This window comes from Octadecabacter sp. R77987 (assembly GCF_042466115.1).
Lineage (GTDB): Bacteria > Pseudomonadota > Alphaproteobacteria > Rhodobacterales > Rhodobacteraceae > SW4.
This window is the reverse complement of record NZ_JAXHBQ010000001.1, coordinates 2,125,039-2,139,950: the sequence shown is the minus strand read 5'-3', so window position 1 is coordinate 2,139,950 and position 14,912 is coordinate 2,125,039. Positions and strand designations below refer to the sequence as shown.

Below are 14,912 nucleotides of genomic sequence, written 5' to 3'. Positions count from 1 at the left end.
CATGGAAAACGCAACATATACCGCCCTTACGCGGCAGTCGGGCCTGATGCGCGAAATGCGCACGGTGGCCAATAACATCGCCAATACTTCGACCACGGGCTTTCGCGCCGAAGGGGTGATTTTTGCCGAACATGTCAAGGCGTTGGGGGCGGACGCAGATTCGCTGTCGATGGCGACCGCATCGGTGCGCGACACCTTGCAGACACAGGGGACGTTGACCCAAACGGGGGGCACCTTTGATTTGGCGATCGAAGGCGAGGGGTTCTTTCTGGTGGAAACACCGCAGGGCGAACGCCTGACACGCGCAGGCAGTTTTACCCCGAACGGCGATGGTGATCTGGTAACGCCCGAAGGTTATCGGGTTCTGGATGCAGGCGGTGCGCCGATGTTCGTGCCCCAAGGGGTGCGCAGTATCGGAATTGCCCCCGATGGCACGATGAGCGCGGATGGCCAGCCTGTTGGTCAGGTCGGGTTATTCATGCCGGTCGATCCCATGGGAATGACCCGCGAAGATGGCGTGCGATTCCGTGCCGATGGCGGGTTTGAACCCGCGCCCGAAGGGCGGATGCTGCAAGGCTATCTGGAAGAATCCAACGTCAATCCGATCCTGGAAGTCACCCGCATGATCGAGGTGCAGCGCGCTTATGAATTGGGCCAGACATTCATGGAAAAAGAAGATGAACGCATTCGCGGCGTGATCAAGGCCCTGGGCCAGTAAGGAGAAACCTGATGCGCGCATTACGTATCGCAGCGGCGGGCATGACCGCCCAGCAAACACGGGTAGAGGTGATTTCAAACAACCTCGCCAACATGAACACCACAGGCTACAACGCGCGCCGCGCCGAATTTGCCGATCTGCATTACCAACAGGTTGCGCGCCCCGGCACGATCAACGCCTCGGATGGCACGGTGTTGCCCACGGGTGTGCAGTTGGGCCTTGGGGTGCGCCCGACGTCGGTGTCGGTGATGTTGTCGCAGGGGTCGCTGGCGGCAACGGGCGGCGATCTGGATCTGGCCATCGAAGGGGCCGGATATCTTGAAGTCACACTGCCTGACGGGCGCGCCGCCTATACCCGCGATGGCGGGCTAAAGCGCACCGGTGAAGGGTTGATCGTCACGTCAGACGGCTATCCGGTGGTGCCCGATATCACAATTCCGCGCGATGCCCGTTCCGTCAGCATCAATGCCGAGGGCGAGGTTTACGCCTACTTCAATGACCGTGTTGAACCCGAACTTCTGGGTCAGTTCAGCCTGTCGGGCTTCACCAATGCCAAGGGGTTGGAGGCCATCGGGTCAAACCTGTTTCTTGAAACGCCCGCGTCGGGCCCATCCACAATTGCAACGCCCGGACAGGACGGTTTGGGCGTGCTGCGCCAGGGGTATCTTGAGGACAGCTCGGTCGATGCCGTGCGCGAAGTGACTGACCTGATCGAGGCACAGCGCGGCTATGAATTGAACTCCAAGGTGATCACAGCCGCCGACCAGATGCTGGGCGCAATGGTGCAGATCCGATGATCCGTGTCCTCCTCCTTTGTTTGCTGGCCGCACCCGCCGCCGCAGACACGCTTGTCGCCGCGCGCACGATCCCGGCCCGTGCCATTATCGGGCCCGACGATTTGTTGCTGCGCGATATCGCCACAACGGGCGGCGTGACCGACCCTTCGGCCCTGATCGGGATGGAGGCACGCGTGGCCCTTTATGCCGGTCGACCGATCCGTCAAGGTGATGTGGGCCCGCCCGCGGTTGTGGATCGCAACCAGATTATCCCGCTGGTTTACATGCGTTCCGGTTTGATGATTTCGACCGAAGGCCGCGCGCTGGATCGTGCCGGTCCCGGTGATCTGATCCGCGTGATGAACCTGTCGTCCCGTTCAACCGTCACCGCGCGCATCGGGCCGGACGGTGCCGCCTATGTCTCATACTAAGGATAATGTCATGAAACTGCGACTTGCTGCCCTGATCCTTTTGGCGTTGCCTGTGTCTTGCGGGCGGTTGCAATCCATCGGCCAAGAGCCCGCGTTTTCACCGCCAGCTGCGACACCGGAACATGCTGCGATGCTGACCTACGGAATGGAGCCGGAACTGGCAGTTACGACTGTTGCGCCCGACACGCCCTCGCTTTGGACGGGTGCTCGGGGGTCCCTGCTGGGCGATCGCCGCGCTGTGCAACGGGGCGATATTCTGACTGTTGTCATTGAAATCGACGACCGTGCCGAGATTTCTAACGCGACAGATCGCGCGCGCACCGGATCGGAAAGCATGTCGGTTCCCAACCTGTTTGGCATTCCACAGCGTATCAACGAGGCCTTGCCCGATGGTGCCAGCCTTGACCCTGCGGTCGGTCTATCATCGTCAAGCGCTTTTGGCGGCAACGGATCGGTGCGCCGCAACGAACGGCTTACCCTGCGCGTGGCCGCAACGATTGTTGAAGAACTGCCAAATGGTGTGCTGTCCATTCAAGGCAGTCAGGAAGTGCGCGTGAATTTCGAACTGCGCGAACTGATTGTAACAGGCTATGTGCGCCCCGAAGACATCAGCCGTCAGAACGAAATCACCTATGACAAGATCGCAACCGCACGCATTTCTTATGGCGGACGTGGCCAGATCACCGACATGCAGCAGCCGCGCTACGGTCAGCAGGCAGCCGATGTCATTTTGCCCTTCTAGGAACGTCGCATGAAAAAGCTCCTCCTTCCGCTTGTTCTGCTGATCATCGGTGCGGGTAGCGGCGTTGGCGCAGGGTTGTTCCTGTTCCCGCCGTCACACGACGACCTGGCCGAAAACCCCTGTGGCGAAGTGCCAGCAAGCGACGATCACGGCGAAACCGACGTGGCGATCGACCCCGAGACCGACCCGGAAGGCAGCGAGTATGCGCGCCTGAACAACCAGTTCGTTGTGCCGGTGATCGAGGACGGCCGCGTTGCCGCGATGGTTGTGCTGTCGCTCAGTGTTGAAGTGCCTGTTGGCGGCAAGGAATTTGTGTTCATCCAGGAACCCAAGTTGCGCGACGTATTCCTTCAGGTGCTTTTTGATCATGCCAATATCGGTGGCTTTGAAGGCGCATTCACCAGTTCCCGCAACATGGGGATACTGCGCACCGCCCTGCGGGATTCTGCGGTGGGTGCAATGGGTGATCGCGTGCTTGACGTGATGATCGTCGATATCGTGCGGCAGGACGTGCAGTAACTAACTGCGCCGCGAATCTTTCAACCGGCGCAGTTCCACCTCTTTGTCGTATAGTGCCTGCGTCGCTTGATGCTTGCCAAATGCCGTTGCAAGTGACGTGCGCTGGGCGTCGTGCGCCGCGCGCAGTTTCGCCAGTTCAAGGTTCAGTGCCTTGCGCCGTTCTTCGGCCCACATCTGCCATCGAATATCCGCGCCCGCACGCTGCGCAGGATCTGGATCGGCCGTTGGCACCGCTTTGATCTGGGGTGATCGCAATGCTGCAATCTGGTCTTGCATGGCGGCAATCTCGCGGTTGCAGCGGGCCATTTTCGCCTGTTCGGCACGCAAGCCCGCATCCGTCAGGCGTAAGAGGTCGCGTAGTTGTCCGGCCCGGTCTGCCATCACAAACGGGCCTTCTGGCGGATGCGCTCGGCGAACCTGATTGCAGCTGCGACAGCGCGATAGTGATCGGGCCCAACCTCGGCGCCGATGTCGACGCTGGCGTGCAGCGCGCGTGCAGTTGGCGGGTCAGAATGGATTGGCACGGCGTTTTCATTTGCCACGGCACGAATACGGGCAGCAATGTCATCGACACCTTTGGCCACGCAGATGGGCGCTCCACCGCTGGCGCGGTCCCATTTCAAGGCGACGGCAAAGTGGGTCGGGTTGACGATCACGACATCGGCGCCGGGCACGTCAGCCAACATCTGCGACATCGCCAGTTCGATACCTTTCTGGCGGCGCTGCTGCTTCATCGCGGGATCGCCTTCGGTTCCCTTCATTTCATCCATCAGTTCCTTGCGCGACATCCGGTGCTTGCGCGTATGTTCCGCCTGTTGCCAGATGAAATCGACCGTCCCGAGGGCGGTTGCCACGATCAGGACAATGAACAACAGGCCGACGACAAGGCGCAGAAGTTCGGTCGTCACCAGCCCGGGCGTGAGATACATTGACCCCAGAATGCGCGGCATTTGATAGGTCAGGTAAACACCAAGGACCACGCAATAGAGACCCAGTTTCGCGAAGCTTTTGAAGAACTCGAAAAAGCCCGAGCGGCCGAACTTGTTCTTGAACCCCGAAATCGGCGAGATACGCGACAGCTTTGGTTCAATCTTGGTCGGGGCTATGACAAAGGCCTTTTGGGCAAGAACCGCAAGAAGGGCCAGAACGGCAGGCACCCCGAACCACGGCGCGAGCCTGGTTGCCAGAACAGCCATGACACCGCCTGCCATCGGCGCACCGGACCCTGCAAAAACATCGGTTGAGAAGGTGTCGGCGTGGTTCAGAAGCGCGGCCAACCCATCGCCCAGCCCCAGCAATGACGTTGCCCCAAAGGCCATCGCCGTCAAAAGAAATCCGCCATACCCCGCCGCGGTGATCAGGTCGGTTGACTTGGGAACTTCGCCTTTCTTGCGGGCATCATCGAGCTTTTTCTGCGATGGTTCATGTTGCTTGTCGTCGTCGCCATTCTCGCTCATCTAGGGGGCCCCGAACGGGTTCGACATAAAGGTGCCAAAGGCCTCGACCCAGATCGAAAGCAGGATCGGGGCAGACACAAACAACAGGACCAATCCACCCGCAGTGATTGCCGGCGCGCCCACAAACGACACCATCAATTGCGGCATCGCGCGATTGATGACGCCAAGCGTCACGTTGTAAATCAATGATGCGATGACGAAAGGTGCTGCAAGCGTGAAGGCCAGCGCAAAGGCGCGACCTACCTCGCCCACCCCTGCATCTGAAACGACGGATGGCGACGGGAACTGACCGGCAGGGATCAGTTCGTAGCTATAGATCATATACTCTGCCAGCCGCACATGCAGCCCAAGCAACGCCGCCAGTGCAAGCCCCGCAACCAGCAGCAGATTGCCAATCGCCGGAAGCGGGTCGACGCCGGCGCTTCCCCCGAACAACTGCGAAAGCGAGGTCGACTGTGCCGCGATCGTTCCTGCGATTTGCAACGCAAGCACGAACAGCCGTAACATCAGCCCCATGAACAAACCGGTCGCGGCCTCGGCCAAGATGATCGCAACAGTTCCGACCGGCCCGTCGGGCTGGGCAGGCAAGCCGGTGATTGCAGGTGACACGATCAAGACAAACGCGATGGTCAGGCCAAGCCGGACACGCATCGGCACCGACTGTTCACCAAATGCAGGCAAAAGCGCCATCATGGCGCCAATCCTTATGAACACGACAAACCCCGCCCACACGGCGGCCTGCCCAACGGGCGCGATTTCTGCCAGGGCTTCGATCATGCGGGGACAAGTCCAACCAGCGCGGGGCGTGCATCAACACCAATTTCCTCGAATGACAAAACCGGATTGGGGATCCCTTTGGCCGTCATGACAGTGCGCAGAAACCGCCGCCGCCGCATTGATGTAACCATTGCCGGATAGGCCCCCTTTTCACCGGCCTGTGCGATCTTTTCGGCAATCGCGCTCGCCAGGCGGTTAAAATCTTCGGGTGGCAAGGCAACATCGCCAACGCCTTTCTCGGATTTGATCTGGTAGGTCGAAAACGTGTCTTCCCACTCGGGTGCAAGCTGAACGAGCGGAATTGTCCCGTCTTCACGGCGCATCTCGGCAACCAATTGAAACCCAAGCCGCTGTCGCACATGTTCAGCGATTCCTTCAGCGCTGGGATAAATCTGGCGCCCCTCGGCCGCAGCCTCGATGATCAGGGGAAGGTTTCGGATCGACACCCGCTCCTCAAGCAAAAGGCGCAGGACCGACAAAAGCACATCAACCGGCACCTTGTCGGGCATCAGTTCGCCCAGCATTTTGCGGTTCGCCTCGCTGCGCGATGCATCACTCAGGTTGGTCATTTCATCAAGCAGGCGGCGCAGGGCCTTGAGTGTCAGAAGACGCGGGAAATTGCGTTTGATAATCTCAAGCAGATGGGTCGCCAGAACCTCTGTCGGGGATACGGTGGTGAGGCCCGAAAGGGCTGCCGTTTCCTGTTCTTCGGGCGCGATCCAGCGCGCGGGTGCGCCATAAACCGGCTCGCTTACATCCTCGCCCACAACCGGGGGCGCGGCGGGACCGGACAGCAACGCCAGCATTTTTTCGGGTCGCAGGCTGTCGCGCACCTGCTCGACCCCCAGCACCTTGATAACGTATTGACCCGGCGAAAGCGCGGCATTGTCGGTCAGCCGGATTTCCGGCAGCAATACACCAAATTCCGTTGCCACATGGTTGCGCATGTTGGCAATTCGGGCGTCAAGGCCGGTGCCGGGATCAAGCACCATATCGACAAGATCAGGCGCAAATTCGAGATGGATGTCATCCAGATCAAGCATGTCACCCATCGACGCGGCTGCCGGTGCGGCGGTGGTTTCACTCCCAGATTGTGCGGTGTCTTCTGCCTCGCGCCTCACCTTGCGCGCCATCACATAGGCACAGCCCCCAAGCGTAATCGCACCAAGCACAAAGGGGATGAACGGCAATCCCGGCACAAGGGCGAAAAGCCCCATCAGCACGGCCACGGTTGTCAGGGCCGCGGGATGGCGGCCAAGCTGGCCAACGATTGCCAGATCAGTCGCCCCTTTTGCACCACCGCGCGCCAACAAAAGTGCCGACGCGATCGAGATGATCACAGCCGGGATTTGACTGACAAGACCATCACCAACCGTCAGGATTGCATAGGTTTCAAACGCAGTTCCAAGGGGCATGTCGTGCATGCTCACCCCGATCACAAGACCCATGACAAGATTGAGGGCGGTAATCAAAAGACCGGCGACAGCATCGCCTTTGACAAACTTTGACGCGCCATCAAGTGATCCGAAAAAGGTGGTTTCAGCCTGTTCGGTTTCGCGCCGCAGCTTGGCTTCGGCATGGTCGATTGCGCCCGCACTCATATCCGCGTCGATGGCAAGTTGTTTGCCCGGCATCGCGTCAAGGGCAAAGCGCGCACCAACCTCGGCCATGCGGGTTGCGCCCTTGTTGATCACAACGAAGTTCACGATCAGCAGAACGCAAAACACCACAACGCCCAACAAAACGCTACCGCTCATCACAAAGTTTGCAAAACCTTCGATGACATCGCCGGCGGCGGATGTGCCGGTGTGCCCCTGCCCGATGATCAGTTTGGTCGAGGATACATTCAGCGACAGTCGCAACATCAAAGAGGCCAGCAAAACCGTCGGGAACGCGGAAAAATCCAGCGGGCGTTCGATAAAAAGCGTGACCGTGAACATGAGGATTGCCAGCGCAAATGACGCGGCAAGCCCGATATCAAGAACTGCCGCGGGAACAGGCAGGATCATCATGACAATGATCGCCATCAACGCGAGCGCAAGTAGCACCGTCGGACGGAAAATGCCGCCCAGTGTCAGGCTTTGCATTTGAATGCCCGACCTGATTGCGCGGTGCGGGTCCTGTTACCAAAGGGCGGTAATTGCAGGCCGAAACAGGATGTCATGACTAAGCGCTTTCTGCAGCTTCACTGCGCTCAATCTAGGCCGCGATGGTTTACAAACCGTAACCGTGACAGCGGCCTAGTTGATCGGTGTCGCGATATCGCCCGCGTCAATCGGAAAGCGATCGAGCAAGTCCTGCACAAGTGCGCGTGTTTCGCTCGATTGCTGCAACAGCTCTTCGCGTTGCGCCAGCGGCGATACGATCGCTGGTGTTGCCGTTTCGGTATCACCAAGCATGCGTTGGGACACATCCCGCAAAAGCGGATCAGGGTCATCCGCAAGGCGCGCCCAGGCGCCGGCCCGCCATGCAAGATCAGGGTCTGCTTGTTCATCTGGTGTCTGGCGTTGGTCGGCGGCCATCGCACCGCCCAGATCGCCACGCGCGATAAGAGCATCAGCGCGCAACCGCGAGGCGCGCGGATCCGTCATGCCGGTGATTTCGCGCAGGGCGTCTTCGGGTTTTTCAAGCGCGATATAGGCCGATGCGCGCAGGTAGCGACGTTCGCGCATTGCGTCCTGCGTCGCATCGGCCAACAACAGCTGTGCCGCGCGGTCCGGAAACCCAAGCGCAAGAAGGCGCATCGCGGTCATGTTTTCCGTCTCGGCATCGACGTCTGTCGTCATGTCTTCAAACGCGAATTGCAAGAACGCCGCATCAGACATTGTTTCGACGGCGCGCATCGTGAATTCGCTTTGCAATGCCGTGCGCATTTCGCTGTCCAAGTCATCCGACAATTCCGTGACGACCGAAAGTGCCTGGACGATCTTGCCACTGTGGTTCAGCGCGCGCGCCTCTGCGATTCCAAGGTCGGTCGCGACGCTGCTATTGCGATGTTCAAATCGCACGGCTGCGATCAAATCCAAAACCCCCTGATCAAACATCTGGTCCTGTTTGATCGTAAGGTCCACAAGTTCCATCAAGCCTTCGGGCGTTGCGCGCCCATTGACACCGGCGGCTTCTCGAAGCCGTGCAATTGCGGCGCTGTCTTCCCCATCGCGCTGGGCGAGGTCAGCGGCCACAAGATCTGTTTCTGCGTCACTGCCGGTGACTGCATGTTCGGCCGATTGCAAGATCATCGCGGCTGTGTCCGTGTCATCAATGTCAAGGAACCGTGCGGCCAGCGTGGTTCCAAGGTGGCCGCGCAGTCCCACGGGCAATGATCGATGCGCCAAAAGCACTGAATTGCGGTCAACGCCAACGGGTTGTTCCGACAAACTGTTGATCGCCAAAGTCGCCCAAAGCGCGCCTGCACCATCACAGCCAAGTTGCGCACTTAACAATCCGTTTGGCACAGTGCCGCCATCGACGACCACGGCCATTTCCGCAAGAACCTCGCGCGACTTCGAGCGGATCCCGTCAAGCGCCAATGCCTGCAGCGCTTCCCGCCCGAAACCGTAGTAGATGTAGCTGCGCGCCAGCCCTTCAGGGGCGTTTGGCGGAACCCGGTCGAATTCTTCGGTAAGCCCGGTGCGCTGTGTTCCGATATCGACGTTGAAATCCCCAGTTTCCGACCAGGAAGCAAGATCAAAGACACCTTCGTCCAAACAGGTTTCCCCCTGATCAGACAGCGGTGTCACCGTGATGTGCGGAAACGCCTGATCAAAGGTCGTGCGCATGCTGATACCGGGCTGCCCGCCTTCAGATACCGGCGCGGCGTCCTTGACTGGCGAAATTTCCTCTACGATAGCGGGCTCTTGGGTTGGCTGTGGGTCTGGCGTTTCGGCGCGGGGGTCTTGGGGCTGCAGCGCAATCTCGATCAGGCCCTGCGACGATGCGCGCGCCAGGCTTTCAATAAGGGCTTGTTCCGTCGCAGCAACGTCAAGCACCGGCGCTTGTTCCGCGATCAGGGGCAGTGCCGCCGGGGTGGGTGCATCCACGATGAGGGGTATGGCGATGCTGTCTGGCGTTTCATCAGCCTTGGGGGTTGTTGGGGGATCAGTTGGAAGCACGTTGACCGCAACCTCGAAGGGAGAACCATCGGGTGCTGCACCATCAATTATGTCGATCACGACCCGATCAGGGCGCCACAGGAAGGCATCGGCGTGACAATCGGCGCAGGACACGAAAATCGCAAGCGCGGCACCGTCCTGCGTGGGTTCGATATCCGCAATTCGCGTGCGCGGGATACGCGCAAATGCTTCGGTCAGGTCGAATTCTTGTGAGTCTTCGGGGATGCTGAACACGTAGTGGTCTTGCGCGCGGTTCAGCGCCCAATCCGCGCCAACGGGAATCGGCAGGACAAGCCGCGTAAACCTGTCGTGCTCACCGCTGCGCACGCTGTTGTCCTGCGCCGCAAGAATGCCCGCCCAAAGAACGCACAGGGCGATAAGGCAGTAACGCACCATCACGCCGCCTCTTGCTTGGTGGATTTCAGCGCATCTTCAAGATCGGTAAAGCTGGGCCGGCATGCGGCTGGCGTATTCTGGCGGCCAACTTCGATACAGATGTTGGGCGCGTGTTGATGCAGGTTCGCGACCAGAACTTCGCGAATAAGCTGCTGGAAGTGGCCGTCTTCCTCGATCACGGTCTTGACGCGGGCGGCGAACGGACCAACCAGCCCATAGGCAAGAAACACGCCAAGGAATGTCCCGACAAGGGCGCCGCCAATCATTTTGCCCAGGATTTCGGGAGGTTGGTCAATGGAGCCCATCGTCTTGATCACACCCAAAACGGCTGCAACGATCCCCAGCGCCGGAAGGCCATCGGCGATCTGTTGCAATGCATGGGTCGAGTGAAGCGAGTGATGCAGCGTTGCCTCGATGCGTTTTTCCAGCACTTCTTCGACTTGATGTGGGTCGTCATAGTTCATCGTCGCCGACCGCAAGGTATCGCAGATCAACGCGACCGATTCCCGATCGCCTTGAATCTTTGGGTATTTCGAAAAGATGCTGCTGTCATCAGGTGCTTCGATGTGTTCCTCGAGCCCAACCGGATTTGCGCGGGCAAGGCGAATGAGTTCAAACAGCAGGCACAGCAAATCGCGGTAGTCATCAGGCTTCCATTTTGGGCCTTTGAACACCTTGCCGATGTCTTTCATCGTGTGTTTGATCGCCGACATGTCGTTGGACAACACAAACGCACCCACGGCGGCCCCGCCGATCATGATCATTTCAAACGGGAGAGATTTGAGGATGATCCCCATCTTGCCGCCTGCAAGCATGTAGCCGCCGAAAACGGTCACAAAAATCACGACGATACCGATCAACCCAACCATGATAGTCCTCTCTCAAACCTTGGCGCCAGTGTGGCACAGCACTGGTTAAGGTTTTGTCATCGCCAGCTAGTCCGTTGGCACGTCCGCATTGCGGCCGGCAATAACCACGCTGATCGAATAGGCCGTGGCCGGCTCAAGACCGGTCATGATCGCTGCCGCTGCATCGGGCCGCATGCGTGACAGAAAACCCGATGCAAATTCCGGTGCCATTTCCTCGAACAGGGCGGCGGCATCGCGCGGCTTCATGCTCGCGTAAACATCGGTCAGGCGGCCGATATCATCCTCGGCTGCAGTCGCGGCAACAGCAAGCGTCGCGGCAAGCGATGCTTCGGCTTCTTCAAGCTCGGTAAGACGGTTCGTGATTTCCTGCTCGGCCACGCTTAGGGCCTGAAGCCGGTCAGCCAACTGTGTTTCGCGGCGGGCAACACGTTCCTCGCGCGCTGCCAGCGCCGTGATCAAGGTATCACTTTCGACACATTGATCGCCCGGGGCCGAAACCGGTTCGTCAACCGCAAGAGGGGCGGATTCGGCGTTTGCGAAAACCTGTTCTGCTTCGCCGCCCAACCGCAAGACACCGGATGCGATGAACAGCCCGACCACGACATAAAGAGGCCCGCGGGCGCGACGGCGCGGGGTGTTCGGCTTGGGCATCACGCATCCTCCAGCTTGGGCTGGCGACGCTCGAAGAACGGGCTGATCGGCGCCTGCTTTTGCGGCTCTGGCGGCAGATCGTGAAGCGATGCGACCAACAGCTCAATCCGCTTGGCGACATCATCTGCCTTGCGGGTTTGTGCCCCCAGCGTCTGCGCCGACTCGCCTGCGCTTTTCTGCGCCATCACCAGGGCTTTGGTCAGGTCATCGACCTGCGCCGAAAGAACGGCCACGGCGCCCCCGACACCCTTTTCAAGGTCCGTAAAACGCCGCAAACGGCGCGCCAGAATATAGCAGTAAAGCGCGGCACCAACGGCGCCCGCCGCAAGAAAAATGTCAGCAATCATCGCCATCAGTAAGCCTTTCTAGCTTAGAACAAATTCCATAATCAGAAGGTCGCGGACCCGCCCTTCGCCTGCCACTACCTGCACGCGGCGCAGCATCTGCGCGCGCAGCCGCATCAGCGCATTCGGATCGTCGAAATCGGCAACTTCAACCGCGCGCAAATAGCCGTTCAGCACATCAACGATTCGCGGCTTTATCGCCTCGACGTCGGCGGCATGTTCTGGGGCCACTTCGATCTGCGCGACAAAGCGCAGGTATTGATGCCCCGACCGATTCGGGAGTGAAATCAGTAACGGTTCAAGCGGCACAAACGCGACTGGCGGCAAGGGTTCAAGAGGGTCAGGCGCGTGCGCTTCATCGCCTGCCGTTTCGCCGCCGATCAGCCCCATTTGCACGGCCATGAAACCGCCGCCGCCACCCAAAAGGGCAAAAACCAGCCCCAGAACAAGCGGCATCTTGGATTTCTTTTTCGGCGCGTCGTCAGCGCTGTCGGGGGCGGTTGCAGTTGCGTCGCTCACAGCCGTAGCTCCTTGTTTCTGTCTGCCCTGCATATCCCGATAACAGCTAACCGATTGTTAAGGCTGATCGGTCAAAGTCGGGTCAACCGGGCAGAAGTCCCACCTTGATTTGGAGAATCCATTGGAAAACCTGCCTGCAATCTGGACATCACTTTCGCCACGTCGCCGCGTCATGGTGATTGGCGCAACTCTTGTTGTGTTTGTTGCCGTGTTGATGCTGGGGCGTGGTGCCGGTTCGCGCGATATGGCGCTGCTTTATTCCGGTTTGGAAAGCAGTGCGGCGGGCGATGTAATAGCTTCGCTCGAACAATCAGGCGCTGCATACGAGGTGCGGGGCGGGGCGATTTTTGTCGAATCGTCGCGCCGTGATCAGCTGCGCATGACGCTCGCCAGTGAAGGTTTGCCCGCCAATAGCGCGCGGGGATACGAATTGCTCGACAATATGTCGGGCTTTGGCACGACCTCGCAAATGTTCGACGCAGCCTACCTGCGCGCCAAAGAAGGCGAACTTGCGCGCACGATCGTCGCCTCGGCGCATATCCGCACCGCGCGCGTTCATATATCCACACCGTCCGGCCGCCCTTTTGCGCGCGACGTTTCACCAACCGCGGCCGTTACGGTCACGTCGGTGGCCGGTGTGCTTTCCGCGCAGCAAGCAAATGCGCTGCGCTATCTGGTGGCATCAGCAGTTTCCGGGCTGACGCCTGACAACGTTGCGGTGATTGACGGCGATGGCGGGCTGGTAACGGGTTCCGATGATTCGGCGGCCATGCTTAGCGGTGATGATCGCGGCCAGCACCTGCGCGAAAGCGTCGAAAGGCTTTTGGCTGCGCGCGTTGGCTATGGCAATGCGGTGGTCGAGGTTAGCGTTGAAACCGTCACCGAAAGCGAATCGATCCTCGAGCGCACCTTTGATCCCGACAGCCGTGTCGCGATCAGCACCGAGGTCGAGGAGCGCATTACCGCATCAGAAGACAGCCGTGGCGGTGATGTCACTGTTGCGTCCAATCTCCCCGAAGGCGATGGCGCCGGAACTGGTGGTGCTTCAACGAACGAAGATGCGGAAAACCGGACCGTAACCAATTACGAGGTGTCCGAAGTGCAGCGCGAAATCCTGCGCATCCCCGGTGCAATCCGCCGCATCACGGTCGCGGTTTTGGTCAATGACGAAACAGTTGTGAATGCGGCGGGCGAAACCGTCACATCCCCGCGTACCGACGAAGAAATGACTGCCCTGCGCGATCTGGTCGCATCGGCCGTTGGATTTGACGAAGCGCGCGGAGACGAGATCACAATCCGTTCGCTTGCGTTCCAGCCCGTTCCCGAGCTTGGGACAGAGGCACCAATCGGCGCGGCCACGACGCCACTGAACCTGATGATGTTGATCCAGATTGGCGTGCTTGCCTTTGTCGCACTTGTGCTTGGGTTGTTTGTGGTGCGTCCGATTCTTGCATCCGGGCGCAGTGCACCTGCTGCCTTGCCCGGCCCCGACCCCGCGATGCTTGCAAGCCGCGCACAAACCGCGCCGGACCAGACCACACCAGCGATGATCGAAGGGGCCGTCGCGGATGGATCGCGCCCGGCGCTTGCCGGTCCTGTTGCGGATGAAGCCGACAACGATCCCGTCACACGGTTGCGCAAAATGATCGAAGACCGGCAGGATGAAACGCTGCAAATCCTGCAATCATGGGTCGACGACCCCGACGAGGCGCGCGCCTAGATGAAAATGCACGCACCGCAGTTTCAGGATTTCGAATCCGTCGATCCAACCGCAAGCCAGGGGGATTCGCGATCGCCCGCGTTTGAGGCCGGGTTTGAGGAAGGTCTTGCCGAAGGTCGCCGCCTGGCCATCGAGGAGGACGCCTTGCTCACGGCAGTGGCAACGCAATCGCTTGTTGATATGCAGTTTGGTTACGCCGAGGCGCGCGCGCATTTCGTCGCCCTTCTTGAACCGCTGTTCACCGAACTGGTGACGAATCTCTTGCCTGAAATCGCGCTGCGATCACTGGCTGCCAACGTTGCGGGCGCGCTGCAGTCAGCCGCTTTTCGCGATGTCGCCGCGCCGGTCCAGATCTTGGTTCATCCTGACAATGTCGCAGCACTGTCGCGGTTGGCCATGGCCGAGGCCAGCCCGCCAATTGAGATCACTGCCGCACCGGACCTTGCATTGACGCAAGCGCAGATTTGCTCGGCCAAGGGCGCCGGAACCCATTTGGACGTCAATCATGTTGTCGCCGAGATCACAGATACATTGGCCGCCCTGTTCGACCCTGAAAACCAAAGGATTGCCTAGATGACAAACCAGAATGCCGAAGGGCACCCGTTGCACGATGTGCCGATCGAGATCACGATTTCTGTCGGGCGCGCCCGACCAATGGTGCGTGACTTGCTTGCGTTGCAGGAAAACGCGGTTCTTGCGCTTGACCGGCGGGTCGATGACCCCGTTGAACTTTACATCGGTGATCGGCTGATCGCACGCGGTGAACTGCAAGAGCTTGAAGGTGGCGAGGCGGGGCAACTGGCTGTCCGCTTGACCGAAGTGGCCAGCACCACAGGCGAGGCGGGCTAATGCGCGCGCCGCCCCAAGGGTCCGCCATAGCC

Annotated in this window: 17 protein-coding genes; 8 read left to right on the top strand and 9 right to left on the bottom strand. The window is 59.7% G+C overall.

Annotated elements, in window-relative coordinates:
- Window position 1: 1 nt before the first annotated feature.
- From SJY21_RS10830 to SJY21_RS10810, 5 genes are read left to right on the top strand one after another with little or no spacing between them, the layout of a single operon-like run.
- A complete protein-coding gene (locus tag SJY21_RS10830) occupies window positions 2-718 on the top strand; it encodes a flagellar hook-basal body complex protein (protein WP_377510211.1) in 717 nt (238 codons plus the stop codon).
- A gap of 11 nt (window positions 719-729) precedes the next feature.
- On the top strand, window positions 730-1,515 hold the full coding sequence (flgG, locus tag SJY21_RS10825) for a flagellar basal-body rod protein FlgG (RefSeq protein ID WP_377510208.1): 786 nt from the start codon (window positions 730-732) through the stop codon (window positions 1,513-1,515).
- The gene (flgA, locus tag SJY21_RS10820) at window positions 1,512-1,925 is read left to right on the top strand and encodes a flagellar basal body P-ring formation chaperone FlgA (RefSeq protein WP_377510205.1); all 414 of its coding nucleotides are present in this window, start codon (window positions 1,512-1,514) and stop codon (window positions 1,923-1,925) included. The genes flgG and flgA overlap by 4 nt, the downstream gene beginning before the upstream one ends.
- Window positions 1,926-1,935: 10 nt before the next feature.
- Window positions 1,936-2,667, top strand: a complete 732-nt coding sequence (flgH, locus tag SJY21_RS10815) for a flagellar basal body L-ring protein FlgH (protein WP_377510202.1) — start codon at window positions 1,936-1,938, stop codon at window positions 2,665-2,667.
- 9 nt (window positions 2,668-2,676) lie between these two features.
- Window positions 2,677-3,186, top strand: a complete 510-nt coding sequence (locus SJY21_RS10810; protein ID WP_377510199.1) for a flagellar basal body-associated protein FliL — start codon at window positions 2,677-2,679, stop codon at window positions 3,184-3,186.
- On the opposite strand, the gene SJY21_RS10805 is transcribed toward SJY21_RS10810, so the two are convergent.
- From SJY21_RS10805 to fliL, 9 genes are all read right to left on the bottom strand, one after another.
- Complete coding sequence (locus tag SJY21_RS10805) at window positions 3,187-3,567, bottom strand: hypothetical protein (RefSeq protein ID WP_377510197.1); 381 nt, start codon at window positions 3,565-3,567, stop codon at window positions 3,187-3,189.
- Window positions 3,567-4,643 carry a flagellar biosynthesis protein FlhB gene (locus SJY21_RS10800; RefSeq protein ID WP_377510194.1) on the bottom strand — a complete coding sequence of 359 codons (1,077 nt, stop codon included), beginning with the start codon at window positions 4,641-4,643 and terminating at the stop codon, window positions 3,567-3,569. The genes SJY21_RS10805 and SJY21_RS10800 overlap by 1 nt, the downstream gene beginning before the upstream one ends.
- Window positions 4,644-5,420, bottom strand: coding sequence for a flagellar biosynthetic protein FliR (locus SJY21_RS10795; protein ID WP_377510191.1), 777 nt, complete (start codon window positions 5,418-5,420; stop codon window positions 4,644-4,646). It abuts the gene before it with no gap.
- Window positions 5,417-7,507 carry a flagellar biosynthesis protein FlhA gene (gene flhA, locus SJY21_RS10790; protein WP_377510188.1) on the bottom strand — a complete coding sequence of 697 codons (2,091 nt, stop codon included), beginning with the start codon at window positions 7,505-7,507 and terminating at the stop codon, window positions 5,417-5,419. The genes SJY21_RS10795 and flhA overlap by 4 nt, the downstream gene beginning before the upstream one ends.
- A gap of 153 nt (window positions 7,508-7,660) precedes the next feature.
- Window positions 7,661-9,928 carry a hypothetical protein gene (locus SJY21_RS10785; protein ID WP_377510185.1) on the bottom strand — a complete coding sequence of 756 codons (2,268 nt, stop codon included), beginning with the start codon at window positions 9,926-9,928 and terminating at the stop codon, window positions 7,661-7,663.
- Window positions 9,928-10,797 (bottom strand): flagellar motor stator protein MotA, encoded by an 870-nt coding sequence (gene motA / locus SJY21_RS10780; protein ID WP_377510182.1) that lies wholly within the window; start codon window positions 10,795-10,797, stop codon window positions 9,928-9,930. Before motA ends, SJY21_RS10785 begins: the two co-directional genes overlap by 1 nt.
- 66 nt (window positions 10,798-10,863) lie before the next feature.
- Window positions 10,864-11,448 (bottom strand): MotE family protein, encoded by a 585-nt coding sequence (locus tag SJY21_RS10775; protein ID WP_377510179.1) that lies wholly within the window; start codon window positions 11,446-11,448, stop codon window positions 10,864-10,866.
- Complete coding sequence (locus SJY21_RS10770; protein ID WP_377510176.1) at window positions 11,448-11,801, bottom strand: hypothetical protein; 354 nt, start codon at window positions 11,799-11,801, stop codon at window positions 11,448-11,450. The genes SJY21_RS10775 and SJY21_RS10770 overlap by 1 nt, the downstream gene beginning before the upstream one ends.
- 12 nt (window positions 11,802-11,813) lie before the next feature.
- Window positions 11,814-12,311, bottom strand: a complete 498-nt coding sequence (gene fliL / locus SJY21_RS10765) for a flagellar basal body-associated protein FliL (protein WP_377510173.1) — start codon at window positions 12,309-12,311, stop codon at window positions 11,814-11,816.
- A 121-nt stretch (window positions 12,312-12,432) separates the two neighbouring features.
- Here fliL and fliF point away from each other — a divergent pair, with 121 nt between their 5' ends.
- The 3 genes from fliF to SJY21_RS10750 are packed head-to-tail and all read left to right on the top strand — an operon-like array spanning window position 12,433 to window position 14,880.
- The gene (gene fliF, locus SJY21_RS10760; RefSeq protein ID WP_377510170.1) at window positions 12,433-14,031 is read left to right on the top strand and encodes a flagellar basal-body MS-ring/collar protein FliF; all 1,599 of its coding nucleotides are present in this window, start codon (window positions 12,433-12,435) and stop codon (window positions 14,029-14,031) included.
- The gene (locus tag SJY21_RS10755) at window positions 14,032-14,604 is read left to right on the top strand and encodes a hypothetical protein (RefSeq protein ID WP_377510167.1); all 573 of its coding nucleotides are present in this window, start codon (window positions 14,032-14,034) and stop codon (window positions 14,602-14,604) included. It begins immediately after the preceding gene.
- Window positions 14,605-14,880 carry a FliM/FliN family flagellar motor switch protein gene (locus tag SJY21_RS10750; protein ID WP_377510164.1) on the top strand — a complete coding sequence of 92 codons (276 nt, stop codon included), beginning with the start codon at window positions 14,605-14,607 and terminating at the stop codon, window positions 14,878-14,880.
- The last annotated feature ends 32 nt before the right edge of the window (window positions 14,881-14,912 follow it).

Bases quoted from the DNA above. Each gene is read 5' to 3' on its own strand.
- SJY21_RS10830 (WP_377510211.1), top strand. From the start codon at position 2: ATGGAAAACGCAACATATACCGCCCTTACGCGGCAGTCGGGCCTGATG.
- flgG (WP_377510208.1), top strand. From the start codon at position 730: ATGCGCGCATTACGTATCGCAGCGGCGGGCATGACCGCCCAGCAAACA.
- flgA (WP_377510205.1), top strand. From the start codon at position 1,512: ATGATCCGTGTCCTCCTCCTTTGTTTGCTGGCCGCACCCGCCGCCGCA.
- flgH (WP_377510202.1), top strand. From the start codon at position 1,936: ATGAAACTGCGACTTGCTGCCCTGATCCTTTTGGCGTTGCCTGTGTCT.
- SJY21_RS10810 (WP_377510199.1), top strand. From the start codon at position 2,677: ATGAAAAAGCTCCTCCTTCCGCTTGTTCTGCTGATCATCGGTGCGGGT.
- SJY21_RS10805 (WP_377510197.1), bottom strand. From the start codon at position 3,567: ATGGCAGACCGGGCCGGACAACTACGCGACCTCTTACGCCTGACGGAT.
- SJY21_RS10800 (WP_377510194.1), bottom strand. From the start codon at position 4,643: ATGAGCGAGAATGGCGACGACGACAAGCAACATGAACCATCGCAGAAA.
- SJY21_RS10795 (WP_377510191.1), bottom strand. From the start codon at position 5,420: ATGATCGAAGCCCTGGCAGAAATCGCGCCCGTTGGGCAGGCCGCCGTG.
- flhA (WP_377510188.1), bottom strand. From the start codon at position 7,507: ATGCAAAGCCTGACACTGGGCGGCATTTTCCGTCCGACGGTGCTACTT.
- SJY21_RS10785 (WP_377510185.1), bottom strand. From the start codon at position 9,928: ATGGTGCGTTACTGCCTTATCGCCCTGTGCGTTCTTTGGGCGGGCATT.
- motA (WP_377510182.1), bottom strand. From the start codon at position 10,797: ATGGTTGGGTTGATCGGTATCGTCGTGATTTTTGTGACCGTTTTCGGC.
- SJY21_RS10775 (WP_377510179.1), bottom strand. From the start codon at position 11,448: ATGCCCAAGCCGAACACCCCGCGCCGTCGCGCCCGCGGGCCTCTTTAT.
- SJY21_RS10770 (WP_377510176.1), bottom strand. From the start codon at position 11,801: ATGGCGATGATTGCTGACATTTTTCTTGCGGCGGGCGCCGTTGGTGCC.
- SJY21_RS10755 (WP_377510167.1), top strand. From the start codon at position 14,032: ATGAAAATGCACGCACCGCAGTTTCAGGATTTCGAATCCGTCGATCCA.
- SJY21_RS10750 (WP_377510164.1), top strand. From the start codon at position 14,605: ATGACAAACCAGAATGCCGAAGGGCACCCGTTGCACGATGTGCCGATC.